Below are 16,537 nucleotides of genomic sequence, written 5' to 3'. Positions count from 1 at the left end.
ACAATGCGGTTGTACGGGCCGACAAGGATATCAGAAGGTATCCTGGCATGCGGGGCTTTCAGGGCCTAGCTGCCATCAGCTGTTCGAAACACGGTCATGCCATTCACAACCACCCGGCCATCTGGCAGCAGCTGTCCGTCATATTCGGTCGTCCCTTGCGGGCCGGGGCGTCCGGCGGCAAGGCCATTGACCGCAAAGGGCAAAAGAGCACCCAGTAGGGTCGGGCTGTCAGGGGTGCCCAGCAGGTCAACCAGCTTGTCCTGTCCCAGCAATTTGAAATCAAATTCACCGGCAAAGCCATAGCGTGCGGCAGCCTGGGCAATGAATTCGCCCGCCCCCAATGCCTCAAGACCGCGCGATTCCACATAGAATTCGTCGACCTTGACCGGAGCCCCGTTATGTGCGGCCTTTTGCCACAGGGCATCGCCAATCTGGCGACGGGCAAGGCGCGGGGCGGTGCCGGTCAGAATATCGTGGAAGCCTTTTTCAATGATCGGTTTGGCATCGCTCCAGGGCAGGCCGGTGCTGCTGCTTTTGACGCGCACGGTGCGCGGCTGAAACAGGCTGGGTAACCAAAGCCCGTCATGGGCATAATCCAGATGGGTCTCGCCTGCTTCGCCGGGATAAAGGGTAAAGCTTGCCGATTTGATCGACCCCATTTTTTCCCGGTTGGGGCCGGTCCATTCCGCACCCTGCCATGCAATGCGCGCCAGTTCGGGCAGCCATTGCAGGATCAGACCATTCATCATCCAGTGTTTGCGCGTGATCGGTTCTTCCCCGATCAGGAAATCGGCAAAGCCGTCAAAAGTCATCGGGGCGTTGCGGGCAATATCCCAGCGCAGATACCCGCCCGCGTTGCGAAGGGTCAGCTCGCGCCGGTCGCTGGCAGCTTCGGCATCCATTCTGGCGCGCTCAGGAAGCTTGATATCAAGATCGATATGATCGGGATTGTCGGTATCGCGCACCGTGACATTAACCCCGTCCATCAACAGCTCGCGCGCCGTTGAATAGCCGCGAAGATCAAGGGATATACCGTCATATGTCAGGGTGACGGCATCGCCGTCTATCAGGCGTGCATCGGTTTCGGTTGCCGCAATACCCGATTGCATCAGAATGGCATCAATGGCGTTGCGTGCCTTTTCGACAGTGATCGCCTGGGCGCGCGCGTGCAGTGCAACGAGCGAAATCGCACAGATACCAAATCCCAACAAAGCGTGGCGCACGCGCATAAGGTGATGCCCCTTGACTGGATCGGTCCGGACAGATGGAACGATCAAATTGCGACAGGTTGTATTGTTTAGCGCAAATTTGGTGAAGATAGGGCAAATTTCACCAAAAATTATGCGTCATCTGACGACAACTGACAGGATGCTGTCAGGAGGGGCGCGTTACAAATAATTGAGTTTGATCACAAACAGGGGGAGCTCAGTTGCCACATCCGAACGTTTTGCGCTGATCGTCTGTCGCAATTCCGCACAGGAAGATATTCACAGCGCGCGATACGCGATTTTCGATTTCGCTGTCTGTCATTGGCGGTCGTGGGTGGTGTTTCATGACGCGTGATTGCCAGTCGCCGATCACCATGGCCTCGAAGATCTCGGCTGCGTGATCCGGATCATCAATGTGGATACGACCAAGTTTTTGCTGGCGCGAAAGATAATCGGCAAGGTGTTTGCGGGTACTGTCAGGGCCGATCTCGAAGAACTTTTCGATCAGGGGTAGAAAGTGCTGGCCCTCTGAATACAGAATTTGAGTGAAGCGGGCGACTTCCTCGGTTACTATCTTGTTGGCCAGTTTGGTTCCGAAGTCCGTCAGGGCATCACGAGGAGGGAGATCGGTTTTCAGCGAAATTTGAAGTTCCGCGGAAAATTCCACGCATCGTTCTGTCATGACGGCCTCAAGCAGGCCATCCTTTCCGCCGAATGCTTCGTAAAGGGTTGTACGAGAGCCACCCGACTGCGAAATGACATCATTAAGTGTGACGCCAGTGAACCCTCGCTCTAGCAGAAGTTGCCAGGCCGCATCCATCATGGCGCGCCGCCGCGCAGACCCGCGAGAGGATTGTTTTTCAAACTTTTCTGGCGTTTCACTCATGATTTTTTGTTCTGTTGTTTTTGGCTCTTGATCGTGCAGTGCACAATGTGTACTGTACCGTACAGTATTTCGAAAAGCAATGGCAAAGCGTCCTTGAATGCTTTGCACAGGACTTAGAAGGAAAAGCATTTTGTCCATGCGATCTTGTTTAAAATTTGCCGGGATGGCTGCGCTTGCCTTGATGGTCGCTGCCTGCAGCGAGCAAAATGAAGGTGGTGAACAACAGGCGGCTGCGCCTCAGCAACAGCCCGCAACGCCGGTTGGTACCGTCACCCTTGAAGCCCAGACCGTCGGTCTTGTCGAAGAAATGCCCGGTCGCACGATTGCTTTCCGTCAGGCTGATATCCGTCCGCAGGTGGACGGGATCATCAAGGAGCGCAACTTCACCGAAGGCGGTTTTGTCGAAGCCGGTCAGCAGCTCTATATGATTGATCAGGATGTCTATCTGGCAAAGGTCGATGCCGCACAGGCCGAACTGGCCCGCCAGAATGCGACCTATGAACAGGCGGTCAAAACCCGCAAGCGTTATGATCCGCTGATCAAGTCGCAGGCTGTCAGCCAGCAGACCTATGACGATGCGGTTGCCGCCGAAGCACAGGGCAGGGCATCTGTTGCCGCAGCCCGTGCCGAACTGGAACAGGCGCGCATTGATCTGGCCTATACCACGGTTACCGCACCGATTTCCGGTCGCATCGGTTCGTCCGATTATACCGAAGGTGCGCTGGTAACGGCCAATCAGTCGGCCAAACTGACCACGATCACCCAGCTTGATCCGATTTATGTCGACGTTACCCAGGCGGGTGGCCGTCTTCTCAAGATCAAACAGGCCATCGCCAATGGTCGCATCAAGGGTGTTGAAAACGGTCAGGTCGAAGTTTCCCTGATTATTGATTCAACCGGGGCGGAATATCCGCACAAGGGAACCCTGCAATTCTCGGATGTTACGGTAAATGAAACCACCGGGACCATTCGTTTGCGTGTTGTCTTCCCGAACCCGGATGGAACGCTTTTGCCGGGCATGTTTGTGCGCGGTCAGGTCCGTCAGGGCCACCTCGAAGGTGCATTCCTTGTGCCGCAAAAAGCAGTCATGCGTCGCCCGGACGGGTCGGCTTATGTCTATGTTGTCGCGGATGGAAAAGTCGCCTCCAAGGACGTCACCATCGAACAGTCTCAGGGACAGAACTGGCTGGTTTCCGCTGGCGTTGAAGATGGCGATCAGCTGATCGTTGATGGTCTTCAGCGTGTCGGACCGGGTGCACCGGTCGCAGCACAGCCTGTCGAAACCGCCAAAGCCGCCGAATAAGGACTTATTCAATGGCAAAATTCTTTATTGATCGCCCCGTATTCGCCTGGGTCGTTGCCCTGGTGATTATGCTGGCGGGGGGACTTTCCCTGTGGCAATTGCCCGTGGAACAGTATCCGTCCATTGCGCCGCCATCTGTCGAGATTTCGGCAAGCTATCCGGGGGCGTCGGCCCAAACTGTTGAAAACACGGTTACCCAGGTAATCGAACAACAGATGAGCGGTCTTGACTATCTGCGCTACATGTCGTCGAGCTCGTCGGCAAACGGTCAGGCATCGATCACACTGACGTTTGAACCCGAAGCCGATCCCGACATCGCACAGGTTCAGGTCCAGAACAAATTGCAGGCTGCAATGTCGTCGCTTCCGACCGAAGTGCAGCAGCAAGGCGTGAATGTCAGCAAGTCTTCGGGCTCGTTCCTGATGGTTGTCGGCTTTGTGTCTTCTGACGGTTCGATGAATGCCGAAGACCTTTCGGACTTTGTCGTCTCGACGGTCGAGGATCCGCTGGGTCGTGTGAATGGCGTTGGTTCGGTCACCGTGTTCGGTGCCCAGCACGCGATGCGCATCTGGCTCGATCCGAACAAGATGCTGTCTTATAACCTGACGGTTTCAGACATCAGCGCGGCGGTCGAAGCCCAGAACACCGAAGTCACTGCCGGTCAGATCGGTGGTGCGCCGTCGGTTCCGGGGCAGCAGATCAACGCGACCATCACCGCCCAGAGCAAACTGCAGACGGTTGATGAATTCGCCAACATCCTGCTCAAGGTCGAAACCGATGGTGCGCAGGTGCGTCTTGGTGACGTTGCACGCATCGAGATCGGTGGCGAAAGCTATGACGTGGTTGCCCGCTACAATGCCCAGTCTGCAACGGGTATTGGTATCTATCTGGCAACCGGTGCCAACGCGCTTGATACCGCCGAGGCCGTCAAGACCCGTCTTGCCGAACTCAAGCCGTTCTTCCCCCAGGGGATCGAGATCGTCTATCCGTATGACACCACCCCGTTCGTCAAAGTGTCGATCGAGGAAGTTGTTCATACCCTGTTTGAAGCGATCATCCTCGTCTTCCTGGTGATGCTGCTGTTCTTGCAGAACTGGCGGGCAACGCTAATCCCGACGATTGCCGTTCCGGTGGTTCTGCTTGGAACGTTCGGTGTCCTTGCGGCCTTTGGCTATTCGATCAACACACTGACCATGTTTGCCATGGTTCTCGCCATCGGCCTTCTGGTGGATGACGCGATTGTTGTGGTCGAAAACGTTGAACGTGTGATGCATGAAGACGGACTTCCGCCGCGTGAGGCAACGCGGAAATCCATGGGCCAGATCACCGGTGCCCTGATTGGTATTGCGCTGGTTCTGTCGGCGGTGTTTGTGCCGATGGCCTTCTTTGCCGGATCGACCGGTGCGATTTATCGCCAGTTCTCGATCACGATTGTTTCGGCAATGGCCTTGTCGGTTGTTGTGGCGATTGTCCTGACACCGGCACTTTGCGCGACCATGCTCAAACCGACCCATGTCGACCCGCTGACGAAAAAAGGTCCGTTTGGCTGGTTTAACCGTGGTTTCGATAAAACCAACCGGTTCTATCAGGGCAGTGTCGATCACGTTGTTCACCGCAAATGGCGTTACCTGATTGTCTATGGGGTGCTTGTTGGCGGCCTTGCTGCCTTGTTCATGCGTCTGCCGGGCTCGTTCCTGCCAGACGAAGACCAGGGCATCATGTTCTCGATGGTTCAGCTGCCTGCTGGTGCATCGCAGGAACGCACGGTCGAGGTTCTCCAGAAGCTGGAAACCCATTTCCTTGAGAATGAAAAGGAAAACGTACAGGGTCTGTTCACGGTTGCCGGCTTCTCCTTTGCCGGGAGTGGTCAGAATGCCGGTATCGCCTTTGTCAACATGAAGGACTGGTCTGAACGTACTCGTCCCGATCAGGCGGTTGGTGCGGTCATCGGTCGTGCCTATGGGGCCTTTGCCCAGATCCGCGAAGCCATGGTCTTTGCCTTTGCTCCGCCTGCGATTATCGAGCTTGGCACTGCCAACGGCTTTGATCTTCAGCTTGTCGATCGTGGCGGCAATGGTCACGAAGCCCTGATGGCAGCCCGTAACCAGCTTCTGGGAATGGCGGCACAGGACCCGCGCGTGGTCGGTGTGCGTCCGAACGGTCTGGATGACATGCCGCAGTTCAAGATCAATATTGATCAGGAAAAGGCAAGTGCACTTGGCATTGACCTGTCTGACGTCAACCGGACGCTCGCCGCGGCCTGGGGGTCGAGCTATGTCAACGACTTCATTGAAAACGGCCGTGTTAAGCGCGTTTACATGCAGTCGGATGCGCAATATCGCATGATGCCCGAAGACCTTGATTACTGGTATGTCCGTAACAATCAGGGCGAGATGGTGCCGATTTCGGCATTCTCGACCACGAATTGGGACTTCGGCTCGCCGCGTCTGGAACGCTTTAACGGTCTGGCATCGCTCAACATTCAGGGTGCATCCGCACCGGGTGTTGCATCGGGTGATGCGATGAAGGCCATGGACGAACTGGTTGCGAAACTTCCGGGTGGTATCGGCCTTGAATGGCAGGGGCTGTCCTATGAAGAACGCGAAGCAGGCGAGCAGGGACCGGCATTGTATGCCTTGTCCATGATCGTGGTCTTCCTGTGCCTTGCCGCACTGTATGAAAGCTGGGCCATTCCGATCTCGGTCATGATGGTCGTGCCGCTTGGTGTTCTTGGTGCCGTGATCGCAGCGCTTCTGCGTGGCCTGCCTGATGACGTTTACTTCCAGGTGGCAATTCTGACCACGATCGGTCTGTCGGCCAAGAACGCCATCCTGATTGTCGAGTTCGCCCGCGAACTTTACGACCAGGGCATGGGGCTTCTTGAGGCCACGGTTGAAGCGGCGCGTCAGCGTCTGCGTCCGATCATCATGACGTCGATGGCCTTTACCCTTGGCGTCGTGCCGCTGGCGATTTCGACCGGTGCCGGTGCTGCTGCCCGTGTGGCGGTGGGTACAGGTGTGATGGGCGGGATGATTGCTGCGACCGTGCTTGCGATCTTCTTCGTGCCGCTGTTCTTCGTCCTGATTGTTGGCACCTTTGCCAAGAACCGCTCCAAACGCGGGGACGTCAAGGCTGCCCACGAACATCCGGCTGAATAGGCATAAACAAACAAGGCCGGTCCAAACCGGACCGGCCTTGTAAGGCATCGTGCTCGTGGCGGTGCAGAAATTTAAATCTGCATGATCCCCCGACCCCGCCGTCGCGCGTGCGTAAGAAAGGGCCGATGCTTTTGCATCGGCCCTTTTGTTTTGGCCCTATCCAAAAGAAGCGTCAAGCGCCTTTTGAACAGAACCCTCAGGGAGAAAGGCGGGCCGGGTGGCTCATGCCCGGCCCGAAATTGACCTTGCGGGTCAGTTTTTGCTTAGGGCATCAAGGGCTTGGCGATGGGTATGCATCTGATGGAAAATCGCATAACGGCGATCGTGATCGGCCTTTGCACCCGCATCGGGGGCATGAAGCGTTTCCTTGCCCGCCATCTGGCGGGCGGCCTTTGCCAGTCCGCCTTCGCTATCAAGGGCAGCAGCAGCCAGCATTGCCGAGCCCAGCAAGACCGGTTCTTCGCAATCAGACATCACGACGTGACAGCCGGTGACATCGGCATAAAGCTTGACCAGGACCTTTGAGGCGGTATGACCGCCACTTAGATGAATATGGGTGATGTCATAGCCGGTATCATTCAGCGCATCGATAATATGGCGGGTGCCATAGGCAATGGCACAGGCCGTCGCCCAGTAAAGCTTGAGAAAACTTTCCTCGCTTTGATCAAGTGTCAGGCCCGATATCACGCCAAGGGCTTCGGGATCGGCAAGCGGGGACCGGTTACCATGAAAATCGGGCAAGACATGCAGGCGTGGGGCAAGATCGGTTTTTTCGCCCATCAGCGGCAACAGCTTTTCGCCCGCCAGTTTGTGGGCGTCGCGGCCCATATCGTGCGAAAAAGGATGCATGGCAACGATATGATCAAGCAGCGCACCAGTTGCCGACTGCCCCCCTTCATTCAGCCACAGCCCCGGTGCAATCGCCCCGAAATAGGGACCCCAGATCCCCTTGATAAAGCGCGGGTCCTTTGACAAGGCCATATGACAGGTCGAGGTCCCGGCAATCATCGCAAAATGCTGATCAAGATCGCCATCAAGATATTCGCCAAGGGTGCCAAGCGCACCCGCATGGGCATCAATCAAACCCGCCCCGACCAGACAATTGGTGGTCAGGCCAAGATCAGCTGCACCTTGTGTATCAAGAGTTCCGATCCGTTCACCAACGGCAAGGGCCGGGGCATGCATGTTGATCTTGTCATTAAGGTCTTCCATGCCGATCACCGACAGGAAATCGTGATCCCATGTTTCATCCTGATGGGCAAGATAGGTCCATTTGCAAGTTACCGTACAGCAGGACCGCGCATTGCTTCCGGTCGCGCGGAAGGACAGAAAATCGGCAAGATCATAGGCCGCCCCCATCTTGTCCCATGCCGGTTTGTTGTGGCGTTTAAGCCACATCAGTTTGGGCATTTCCATTTCCGGGGACATGGTGCCGCCGATATATTGCAAAACCCGTGAGCCGGTGGTGGTGCATTCCTCTGCCTCGCGCACTGCCCGGTGATCCATCCAGACAATCACATCCCAGTTATTGGCCCCGCCCGGTGTGACGCCCAATGGGCGGTTATCCTGATCGCGGATGACCAGCGAACAGGTGGCATCAAATCCGATGGCGGCGATCTTTTCCGGTGCCACGGCCGATTTTTGCAAGGCGTTGCGCACGGACTGGCAAACCGACTGCCAGATATTTTCCGAGTCCTGTTCGACAAAGTCGGGTTTCGGCCGGTTCATCGCAATGGCATGGGCGGCACTGCCAAGCAATTTGCCATTGGCATCAAACACGCCTGCGCGCGCGCTGCCGGTACCGACATCTACACCGATAAAGCAGGTGTCCTGGGGACTCATGATGGGTATTCCTCCGCATTTCCCCGGCTTTCAGGTCTGCCCTGATTGCCGGATGTTCTTTTGGTTGGCCTCTTTCATCCTGATTTGATCAAAAGTTCAATAGTTGGTCAAATGTTCATTTTTATTGACGCTGAAACATTTCATTCGTTACGCTGCTTTCATCACACAAATGAAACAAGCCAGGTTCAACATGGCCACAAAAAACAATGATGGAAACGGATCGGGAAACGACGGCGGAAGCAAACCGCTTCCGGGTATCGACGATGTGCCGCTGACGACGGCATCAATTGCCAGGCTGTTTGACGGGTGCAAGATTGTCCTGTTTGATTGCGACGGTGTTCTTGTCGATAGCGAGCCGATCTCGCTTGCGACCCTTGTCGATGTTCTTGATCACTTCGGAGCCCCGCTGACTCTGGAAGAGGTCGCTGAAAGATTTACCGGCCGGTCAAGCTCCGCCCCGATTGATCACATTCGTGCCCTGACCGGGCAGGATGTCGGCGCACAGTTCAAACCGTTCTTTTATCAGAAACTGTTTGCGCGCTATGAGACCGAGCTTTTCAGCATCCGCAATATTGACGCGGTCCTTGATGCGCTCAAGCAGCGCGCTATTGCCTTTTGCATTTCATCAAGCAGCTCGGTCGAGCGACTGGAAAAAACCATGAGGGTGACCGGGCTTGGCCCGTGGTTTGAGGACCGGATTTACAGTGCCGACTTCGTCAGGAATGGCAAACCGGCCCCGGATCTGTTTTTGCATGCCTGTGCCGATATGGGCCATGCCCCGGCATCAACCATCGTGATCGAGGATTCCGTTGCCGGGGTGAAGGCGGCGGTGGCCGCAGGCATGAAATGCATTGGCTTTGTCGGTGGTGGTCATTATGCCGGTCAGGAAGAAATTGCTGCACACAGGCTTTATGACGCCGGGGCTGATATTGTGATTTCTGATATGGCGGTTCTGGTCGCCGCACTTGGTTCCTGATGTCTTATCGCTGGGTCAGAAGTTTCTGATAGCGGGTCTGGCTCAGGCTCAGGTGATCGCGCATGGCCTTGCGTGCGCCGTCATCATCGCGCGTGGCAATCGCATCGTAAATGCGGCGATGTTCGCCAAGGATCATGTCCATATAGGCCTTGTGATCTTCGGCCTCGGGCGGGCGGCGGCGCAGCTGTGCACGGGGGATTGTCTTGTCACCAAGATGTTCAAGGAACTCGGCAAAGCGGCGATTATTGGTAGCTGCGGCAATCGCGCTATGGAATTCGAAATCGGCCAGTGCGGTCGGTTCACCCTTTTCAACAGCGCGTTCCATTTTCTCCATGGCCTCGTAGATCTTGGCCTGCTGCGCGACCGAGCTTCGCGTGCAGGCAAGACCGGCGGCCTCGATCTCGACCGCCATGCGCAATTCCAGAATTTCAAGTACGTCCGATACCTGCGCATAATCGACCGCAAAGATTGATCTGTCATTGGCCGTGGCCTGTGGCGCAAGAACAAAGACACCCGCCCCCTGACGCGGCTCCAGAAGTCCGTCGGCCTTAAGGGCGGCAATGGCCTCGCGGATGACCGTGCGACTGACGCCAAACCGTTCGGTCAGAACCGGTTCGGTTGGCAGTTTGCTGCCCGGTTCGCGCTGACCGCTTTCAATTTCCTGCCTCAGGCTGGCAATGACCTTTTCGGTCAGTGAAACTTTTCGCGGCGTGTTTGACGCACTGGTCTTCTTCATTTTGCGTGTCCGATAAATCCGGTATAAAACAACCGGATATAAAAATGACAGCCCGGCGTTAATCTTTGATTGGCGCAATGGGCATTACCATCTTCACATAATCGAACGGAGATGGTGATGTAAAGTCATCATATGATTTTGGTTGGAATTGAGGCACCACAAGATGTCCAAAAAGGGCGACGCGGAATATCGCTGGAACAGCGGACCATTTCAGATCGGGATTGTTCCCCGGGGCGGGGCGATTTCCCGCATTGACTGGATACGCCCCGATGGTCAGGGCATCATCAATCTGTTACGTCCGGTGACCGAACAGGACATTGCATCGGGCAATCCTTCGAGCCTTGGCTGTTTTCCGATGGTGCCCTTTGCCAATCGTCTGGCCTTTGCCGAGTTCGAGTTTGACGGTCGTATCGTAAAAGTTCCGGCAAACCGCCCGCCCAGTCCGCATGCCATTCACGGTTTCGGCCGGGGCTCGGAATGGAATATTGAACGCCCGACGGTCGACAGCCTGCGCTTCAATCACAAATATGACGATCCCGAAAGCGGCTTTGTCTATGTCGCCTGGCAGGAATTCAAGGTCACCGCACAGGATGTGACGCTTGAAATCGGAGTGCGCCATTTGGGCCGTACACCGATGCCCTATGGCATTGGCCTGCACCCCTGGTTCCCCGGTGGCGACGATGTGTCGGTTTCCTTCATCGCCACTGATTGTTTTGGCACGGACGAAGACATGTTGCCGACGACCCGCACGGTGATTGATCTTGGGCGCGATTTTTCGGACTCCAAGATGATCCGTCATAACCGCGGGCTGGATGTGCATTATACCGGCTGGCACCGCGAAGCGGACATGGTCTGGGAAGATGCCGGTTACAGCCTGAAAATGCTGGCAAGCGAGCGGTTCGGGAACCTGCAATTCTATATCCCCGAAGACGGCAAGACCTTTTGCGTCGAGCCGGTATCGCATGTGCCCAATGTGCATAATCGTCCGGAATTCAAGGAATTCGGGGATGTGCTGGTTCTGGATCGTAACCAGACCCTTTCGGGCAGCATGACATTGATCCCGACCTTGCTTGCGCGTCCCGATAGCGGGCTTGTCGATGACGATGATATCGCACAGCCCGAAAGCCGGGATTATTCGCTGGTAGACTGACCGTGCGATCATCTGTTGGCGCGATTTTTCGCCGTGGGGTGGTGGTTGACGGGCTTTACCGCCGGGTGATTTGCCGATAAAACTTACAAGCAAGTTTTACAAGATTACAAGCAGGTCCGGGGGACGGAATGGCAGAATTGCTGCTTAAGGCTCAGAAACGCGAAAAACTTGCGGATCAGCTTTATGGCCAGATACTCGAACAGATCGTTTCGGGAAATCTGAGCGAGGGGACAAAGCTTCCATCCGAGAACGAGATTTGCGCATCTTTTGGCGTCTCGCGACCGGTGGTGCGCGAAGCATTGCGCAAACTGCAATCCGACGGGCTGGTCTATGCCCGGCAAGGGGTCGGATCGTTTGTTAAGAAGCGCCCGCCACAGGGCCTGATTGAATTTGGCGGCGTGAATGATGTTGCTGGCCTTTTGCGCTGCTTTGAAGCGCGATCCGCTATTGAGGGCGCAACCGCGCGGATGGCCGCCGAACGAGCCAGTATGCGTCATCACCGCGAAATCGAAGGCGCCCTTAAAATGCTTGAACAGGGTGTTGCCGCCGGGGACATCGCCGATAAGGCCGATCTTGATTTTCACATGGCAATTGCCCGCGCCAGTGGCAATGAAATCTTTCTGACCATCCTTAATTCCCTGCACAATGTGATGCAGAAATCGATGAATGTTGCACTGAATATCACCCGTTCCGGATCGGCTGAGCGCGCCAAACGGGTGCTGGCCGAACATCGCCAGATCTATGATGCGATTCTGGGACGGGACGGTGAAAGTGCCGAACTCATGATGCGCTATCACCTCCATCAGGCCCGCCAGCGCGTCACCGATCACGCCCGCGAGATGTAATTTTCCTAACATCGCGATCCGCGCCAAATCCCCGTCAGCTCTTTGCTTGCGGGCTTTTGGGGTTGGTGCGCAGGTATGTTCTGGCCCGGCTGACCGTCATTTGAACGGTCAAATAATGTTGACAAGCAGCAACCCGGATGGGCACACCAGAGACCATTGAAATTGATCATATGAATTTATCGGGGGCTGCATGTCGGGAACAGATCACGGGCTTTATCAGCCGGAAATCCTGCGCGATGAAACTTTCACCTTGGCGGAATGTCCGAACTGGGATGGCCTGAAAAACCGGCTTTACTGGACGGACATCCTGAACGGAAAGCTGCATGCGCTTGATATCGAAACAGGTGACCGGCATGTCTGGGAATTTGATAGTGAACTGGGCTGTTTTGGTCTGACCGATGCCGGGCGGATCATTGTAGCCCTTCGTAAGGATATCCTGTTCCTTGATCCCGAAACCGATGAGCGCACCCCGCTTTGCAAGATTGAAGACGGGATCAAAAGCCGCACCAATGATGGCAAGATCGGTCCGGACGGGGCGTTCTGGGTTGGCACCATGGATGACAATGCCGACAAGCAGGCGATTGCATCGCTTTATCGCATTACAGCCGATGGCAAGATCGAAGAAAAAGCCAGGGGCTTTAAAATCTCCAACGGTATCGCCTGGTCGCCGGACGGATCGAAGATGTATCACTCCGACTCACGCGGACCTTGGGTCAATCGCTGGGACTTTGATGTCGCGACCGGCGATATTTCCAACTGCACGCGCTTCCTTGATCTTGATGACACGCTCGGGCGTCCGGACGGGGCGGCGGTTGATATGGAAGGCTGCTATTGGTCGGCCGGTGTATCGGCGGGCAACCTGAACCGCTTTGCGCCCGACGGGACGCTTTTGAAATCCATCCCGATGCCGATGCCCAACCCGACCATGCCATGCTTTGGCGGGCCTGATATGAAAACGCTTTATGTCACCAGTCATCAGGAAGGCTATAGCGCAGAAAAGCGTGCCCAGTTCCCGCATGCTGGCAAGCTGGTGTCGCTGCGCGTTGAAGTTCCCGGTGTGCCGGTTACCCGGTTTTGTGAAAACGACTAGGTCGATTTCACCGGGTTAAAGCAAAAGCCATGCGGCAATGTGCTGCATGGCTTTTCTGTTTTAGACCTTGTCGGCGTATACCGGCTAAACGCCAGCGCAGATCACGCCTTGCTGATCTCGGCCGTCACTGAGCCCAATCCGTCAAAGATCGCTTCGATCTTGCCATGCGGGGTAATGGTTGGAAGCGCGCAGGCACCGGTGGTGATGACGTCACCGGCTTTCAGGCTTTGTCCACGCTTGGAAAGGAAACCGACCAGATATTCCAGCCCGCCAAAGATTTCCGGCCAGGCATCGGGATCATCATTGGTGGCAAGGACATTGCCATCGCTTTTAGTGGTCACCGTACCGCCGATGAAACCAAGATCGCGCCAGCCGTCAATTTCCTGACCCAGCACGAAATAGCCGGTCGAATTCAGATCGGCCAGTGTCTGAACCGGGTCCTGTTTTTCGTGATAGCGACGGTCGGCAATCTCGATGGCCAGATGCATCGACTTGATGTGATCGAGAATGTCGCTTGATGTCGCATCCGGGGCAGGGGTGCTAGCCATCACCACGGCAATTTCGGCTTCGATATTGGGGAAGTTCAGATCATTGGTCGTCAGTTTGGCACCTTCGCCAAGAATGCGGCCGTCAAGCAATGGGCCAACCAGCGGGCCGTCGGCACCAATTTTTTCCTGTGCCGCACGGGTGGCAACGGCAAGTTTCCATCCCGCCTGTTTTGCCCCGGTCAGGGCAAGTGTTGCATTCTGCACCTCATAGGCCTCGTCAAATGATTTCGGCGCAATGTCGGCAGGCAGCGGTTCAATCAGCGTGTGATTGACAAAGGCATCGGCCAGAATGCGGCTGGCGGCTTTGATATCAGTCATTCCCGGTCTTCTCGGCTGTGAGGGTGAAACAGGTGATGGCCGACCCTAATCGGCTTTGTCGGTAAAGTCATCATATCAATCTGTACGATTCGCCATTTTATCGTCAAAAACCAAGTCATCATACCAAAGTGCGATGGTTCTAATATCGCCTTGCAAGCAGTGTGTGGCGCAGTTTTCTGCGCGTTACAGGTCATCTTGGTAATATGTTTGACAAAGTAATATGATGAATTTATAGAGTCATCATAGTTATTTTGATCTATTCAGACTTGAAGGACGCTTGATGCATTATCTTGAGATGAAAAAGGCCATTGGGGCCGGGTTGCTTTCGTTCCCGGTGACGCCTTTTGATGCCGAGGGCAAGCTTGACCTTGATGCGTACCGCGCACATGTCGGCTGGTTGTCGCAATATCCCGCCACGGCATTGTTTGCAGCAGGCGGAACCGGCGAGTTTTTCTCGCTGACCCCGGCAGAAGTCGTACAGGCCGTGCGTGCGGCCAAGGAAGTTGCGGGCGATACGCCGATCATTGCCGGTTGTGGCTATGGCACGGCGATGGCGGTCGAGCTGGCCAAGGAATGCGAAGCCGCCGGTGCCGATGGCCTGTTGTTGTTGCCGCAATATCTGGTCGGGGCGGAGCAGGAAGGTCTGTTTGCCCGCGTGAAGGCAGTCTGTGATGCCGTCGAGATTGGTGTGATTGTCTATAACCGGGACAATTCGATCATCACCGCCGAGACGCTGGCAAAGCTGTGTGACGTTTGCCCGAACCTGGTCGGGTTCAAGGACGGTCATGGCAATATCGAAATGGTGACCAAGGTCTGCACCCTGATCGGTGATCGCCTGTCCTATATCGGTGGTATGCCGACCGCAGAAGTCTTTGCCAAGGCCTATAAGGCCGCGGGTGTCACCACCTATTCATCGGCAATTTTCAACTTCCTGCCGCAGCAGGCGCTCGATTTCTATGACGCGCTGACCCGCGATGATGATGAAACGATGAGCCGCGTGCTCAGGGAATTCTTCTATCCGTATCTTGATATCCGCAACCGCGGCAAGGGCTATGCCGTGTCCATCGTCAAGGCGGGAATGCGGGTGATTGGTCGCGATACCGGTCCGGTTCGCAGTCCGCTGACCGATCTGACCGACGAAGAACACAACATGCTGGCCGAGGTCATCCGCAATGCCTATGGCGATGGTGCGTTGCGTATGACCTAGGCGGGTGGGCCGCAATGACTTGGGGCCTGCCTTTAATCCCGGCAGGTGGTTCTGCCGGGATCACGATTTGTGACGCCACAAAAAAACAGGCGCACAGAATGACCACCTGGTCTGTTAGACGAGTTGTTAACTAATCTTACAGTTGTCCTTACAAGTGATGAATTGTAAGATTATACGACAATAAAAAGTTCCCATCAGGGAAAACAAGGCTTTAACGCAAGTGACGTAATGTCTCGGGAGGAAACCTAATGAACAATCTTCTTAAAACCACGACGCTGACGATTGCTGCAGCGGCGGTATCGATGGCGCTGGCAGCCGGTGCGCAGGCAAAAGAATGGCGCGGCTGGAACATCCATCCGCCGGAATATCCGGTTTCGACCGGCATGGAAGAATTCGCCAGAATCATCAACGAAAAATCCGGTGGCGACCTTGAAGCCAAGGTTTATCACGGCGGTGTTCTGGGCAACCAGCCTGATGCGATCCAGCAGGTTCGTCTTGGCGGTCTGGACTGGGCTGTTTTCAATCTCGGCCCGCTTGGTGAAGTTGCTCCCGAAGCAAACGTTGTTTCGCTGCCCTTCATCTTTAAAAACGTCGATGCCATGCACAAGGTCATGGATGGTCCGGCCGGTCAGCAGATTGCCGATGGCCTGATCAAGGCCGGTCTGCAGCCGCTTGGCTGGTATGATTCCGGTGCGCGTTCCTTCTATAACACCAAGCACCCGATCAAGACCCCGGCGGATCTCAAGGGGATGAAATTCCGCGTGATGAGCAACGATCTCTATGTTCAGATGGTCGCGGCCCTCGGAGGTAACGCAACCCCGATGGCCTATGGCGAAGTTTACCAGTCGCTGAAAACCGGCGTCATTGATGGTGCGGAAAACAACTATCCGTCCTATGACAGCTCCGGTCATTTCGAAGCTGCCAAATACTATTCGGTGACCCAGCACCTGATCCTTCCGGAATGCCTGTGCATCAACAAGGCGCTTTATGACAGCCTGTCGGACGACGAAAAGAAAATCGTCCAGGAAGCGGCTGATGCATCGGTCACCGTACAGCGCGCTGCCTGGGCCGCACGTGCCGAGAAATCCAAGGAAAAAGTCATTGCTGCCGGTATCGCGGTCAACGAAGTTGCCGACAAGCAGGCTTTCCAGGATGCAATGCAGCCGGTCTATGACAACTTCCTGAAGTCCAACCCGGATCTGGCCGATCTGGTCAAAGCCATCCAGGATGCTCAGAAATAAAACATGAACGGTCCGAAGGGCGGCGATGA

The 16,537-nt window shown here is 55.5% G+C and carries 13 protein-coding genes; 8 read left to right on the top strand and 5 right to left on the bottom strand.

The window, feature by feature from the left end; all coding sequences use genetic code 11:
• Positions 1 to 65: 65 nt before the first annotated feature.
• Both ACTU44_RS16940 and ACTU44_RS16935 read right to left on the bottom strand, forming a co-directional pair.
• A complete protein-coding gene (locus tag ACTU44_RS16940) occupies positions 66 to 1,229 on the bottom strand; it encodes a hypothetical protein (RefSeq protein ID WP_462096026.1) in 1,164 nt (387 codons plus the stop codon).
• Positions 1,230 to 1,425: 196 nt separating this feature from the next.
• Complete coding sequence (locus tag ACTU44_RS16935; RefSeq protein WP_462096025.1) at positions 1,426 to 2,232, bottom strand: TetR/AcrR family transcriptional regulator; 807 nt, start codon at positions 2,230 to 2,232, stop codon at positions 1,426 to 1,428.
• Between ACTU44_RS16935 and ACTU44_RS16930 the strand changes: the two genes are divergently transcribed.
• Together ACTU44_RS16930 and ACTU44_RS16925 are read left to right on the top strand one after the other, a co-directional pair.
• Entirely contained in the window at positions 2,231 to 3,397 is a 1,167-nt protein-coding gene (locus ACTU44_RS16930) for an efflux RND transporter periplasmic adaptor subunit (RefSeq protein ID WP_462096024.1), read from the top strand. The two genes, ACTU44_RS16935 and ACTU44_RS16930, sit on opposite strands and share 2 nt — an antisense overlap.
• An 11-nt stretch (positions 3,398 to 3,408) precedes the next feature.
• A complete protein-coding gene (locus ACTU44_RS16925; protein ID WP_462096023.1) occupies positions 3,409 to 6,555 on the top strand; it encodes an efflux RND transporter permease subunit in 3,147 nt (1,048 codons plus the stop codon).
• 252 nt (positions 6,556 to 6,807) lie between these two features.
• Here the strand turns inward: ACTU44_RS16925 and ACTU44_RS16920 are convergent, their stop codons facing one another.
• Positions 6,808 to 8,397 (bottom strand): FGGY-family carbohydrate kinase, encoded by a 1,590-nt coding sequence (locus tag ACTU44_RS16920; protein ID WP_462096022.1) that lies wholly within the window; start codon positions 8,395 to 8,397, stop codon positions 6,808 to 6,810.
• 190 nt (positions 8,398 to 8,587) lie between these two features.
• Between ACTU44_RS16920 and ACTU44_RS16915 the strand changes: the two genes are divergently transcribed.
• Positions 8,588 to 9,373: an HAD family hydrolase gene (locus tag ACTU44_RS16915; protein WP_462096021.1), complete on the top strand. Its 786-nt coding sequence runs from the start codon at positions 8,588 to 8,590 to the stop codon at positions 9,371 to 9,373.
• A 4-nt stretch (positions 9,374 to 9,377) separates the two neighbouring features.
• Here the strand turns inward: ACTU44_RS16915 and ACTU44_RS16910 are convergent, their stop codons facing one another.
• Entirely contained in the window at positions 9,378 to 10,109 is a 732-nt protein-coding gene (locus ACTU44_RS16910; protein ID WP_462096020.1) for a FadR/GntR family transcriptional regulator, read from the bottom strand.
• Positions 10,110 to 10,272: 163 nt separating this feature from the next.
• On the opposite strand from ACTU44_RS16910, the gene ACTU44_RS16905 reads away from it, so the two are divergent.
• The 3 genes from ACTU44_RS16905 to ACTU44_RS16895 all read left to right on the top strand — a co-directional run bounded on the left by ACTU44_RS16905 (position 10,273) and on the right by ACTU44_RS16895 (position 13,194).
• The gene (locus tag ACTU44_RS16905; RefSeq protein WP_462096019.1) at positions 10,273 to 11,259 is read left to right on the top strand and encodes an aldose epimerase family protein; all 987 of its coding nucleotides are present in this window, start codon (positions 10,273 to 10,275) and stop codon (positions 11,257 to 11,259) included.
• A 128-nt stretch (positions 11,260 to 11,387) separates the two neighbouring features.
• On the top strand, positions 11,388 to 12,104 hold the full coding sequence (locus ACTU44_RS16900; protein ID WP_336081635.1) for a FadR/GntR family transcriptional regulator: 717 nt from the start codon (positions 11,388 to 11,390) through the stop codon (positions 12,102 to 12,104).
• A gap of 190 nt (positions 12,105 to 12,294) precedes the next feature.
• A complete protein-coding gene (locus ACTU44_RS16895; RefSeq protein WP_462096018.1) occupies positions 12,295 to 13,194 on the top strand; it encodes an SMP-30/gluconolactonase/LRE family protein in 900 nt (299 codons plus the stop codon).
• A 101-nt stretch (positions 13,195 to 13,295) separates the two neighbouring features.
• Here ACTU44_RS16895 and ACTU44_RS16890 read toward each other — a convergent pair whose 3' ends face one another.
• Positions 13,296 to 14,060: a 2-keto-4-pentenoate hydratase gene (locus ACTU44_RS16890; protein ID WP_462096017.1), complete on the bottom strand. Its 765-nt coding sequence runs from the start codon at positions 14,058 to 14,060 to the stop codon at positions 13,296 to 13,298.
• A gap of 280 nt (positions 14,061 to 14,340) precedes the next feature.
• On the opposite strand from ACTU44_RS16890, the gene kdgD reads away from it, so the two are divergent.
• Both kdgD and ACTU44_RS16880 read left to right on the top strand, forming a co-directional pair.
• Positions 14,341 to 15,267 (top strand): 5-dehydro-4-deoxyglucarate dehydratase, encoded by a 927-nt coding sequence (gene kdgD / locus ACTU44_RS16885; protein WP_336081632.1) that lies wholly within the window; start codon positions 14,341 to 14,343, stop codon positions 15,265 to 15,267.
• A gap of 248 nt (positions 15,268 to 15,515) precedes the next feature.
• Entirely contained in the window at positions 15,516 to 16,508 is a 993-nt protein-coding gene (locus ACTU44_RS16880) for a TRAP transporter substrate-binding protein (protein WP_336081630.1), read from the top strand.
• Positions 16,509 to 16,537 lie beyond the last annotated feature (29 nt).

This window comes from Thalassospira sp. SM2505 (genome assembly GCF_054901115.1).
The sequence above is the reverse complement of the archived record's forward strand: the minus strand, read 5'-3'. Positions and strand labels throughout refer to the sequence as shown.

What these genes read in the sequence shown, in the direction of transcription:
- ACTU44_RS16940 (WP_462096026.1), bottom strand. Translation starts at nt 1,229, where the DNA reads ATGCGCGTGCGCCACGCTTTGTTGGGATTTGGTATCTGTGCGATTTCG.
- ACTU44_RS16930 (WP_462096024.1), top strand. Translation starts at nt 2,231, where the DNA reads ATGCGATCTTGTTTAAAATTTGCCGGGATGGCTGCGCTTGCCTTGATG.
- ACTU44_RS16935 (WP_462096025.1), bottom strand. Translation starts at nt 2,232, where the DNA reads ATGGACAAAATGCTTTTCCTTCTAAGTCCTGTGCAAAGCATTCAAGGA.
- ACTU44_RS16925 (WP_462096023.1), top strand. Translation starts at nt 3,409, where the DNA reads ATGGCAAAATTCTTTATTGATCGCCCCGTATTCGCCTGGGTCGTTGCC.
- ACTU44_RS16920 (WP_462096022.1), bottom strand. Translation starts at nt 8,397, where the DNA reads ATGAGTCCCCAGGACACCTGCTTTATCGGTGTAGATGTCGGTACCGGC.
- ACTU44_RS16915 (WP_462096021.1), top strand. Translation starts at nt 8,588, where the DNA reads ATGGCCACAAAAAACAATGATGGAAACGGATCGGGAAACGACGGCGGA.
- ACTU44_RS16910 (WP_462096020.1), bottom strand. Translation starts at nt 10,109, where the DNA reads ATGAAGAAGACCAGTGCGTCAAACACGCCGCGAAAAGTTTCACTGACC.
- ACTU44_RS16905 (WP_462096019.1), top strand. Translation starts at nt 10,273, where the DNA reads ATGTCCAAAAAGGGCGACGCGGAATATCGCTGGAACAGCGGACCATTT.
- ACTU44_RS16900 (WP_336081635.1), top strand. Translation starts at nt 11,388, where the DNA reads ATGGCAGAATTGCTGCTTAAGGCTCAGAAACGCGAAAAACTTGCGGAT.
- ACTU44_RS16895 (WP_462096018.1), top strand. Translation starts at nt 12,295, where the DNA reads ATGTCGGGAACAGATCACGGGCTTTATCAGCCGGAAATCCTGCGCGAT.
- ACTU44_RS16890 (WP_462096017.1), bottom strand. Translation starts at nt 14,060, where the DNA reads ATGACTGATATCAAAGCCGCCAGCCGCATTCTGGCCGATGCCTTTGTC.
- kdgD (WP_336081632.1), top strand. Translation starts at nt 14,341, where the DNA reads ATGCATTATCTTGAGATGAAAAAGGCCATTGGGGCCGGGTTGCTTTCG.
- ACTU44_RS16880 (WP_336081630.1), top strand. Translation starts at nt 15,516, where the DNA reads ATGAACAATCTTCTTAAAACCACGACGCTGACGATTGCTGCAGCGGCG.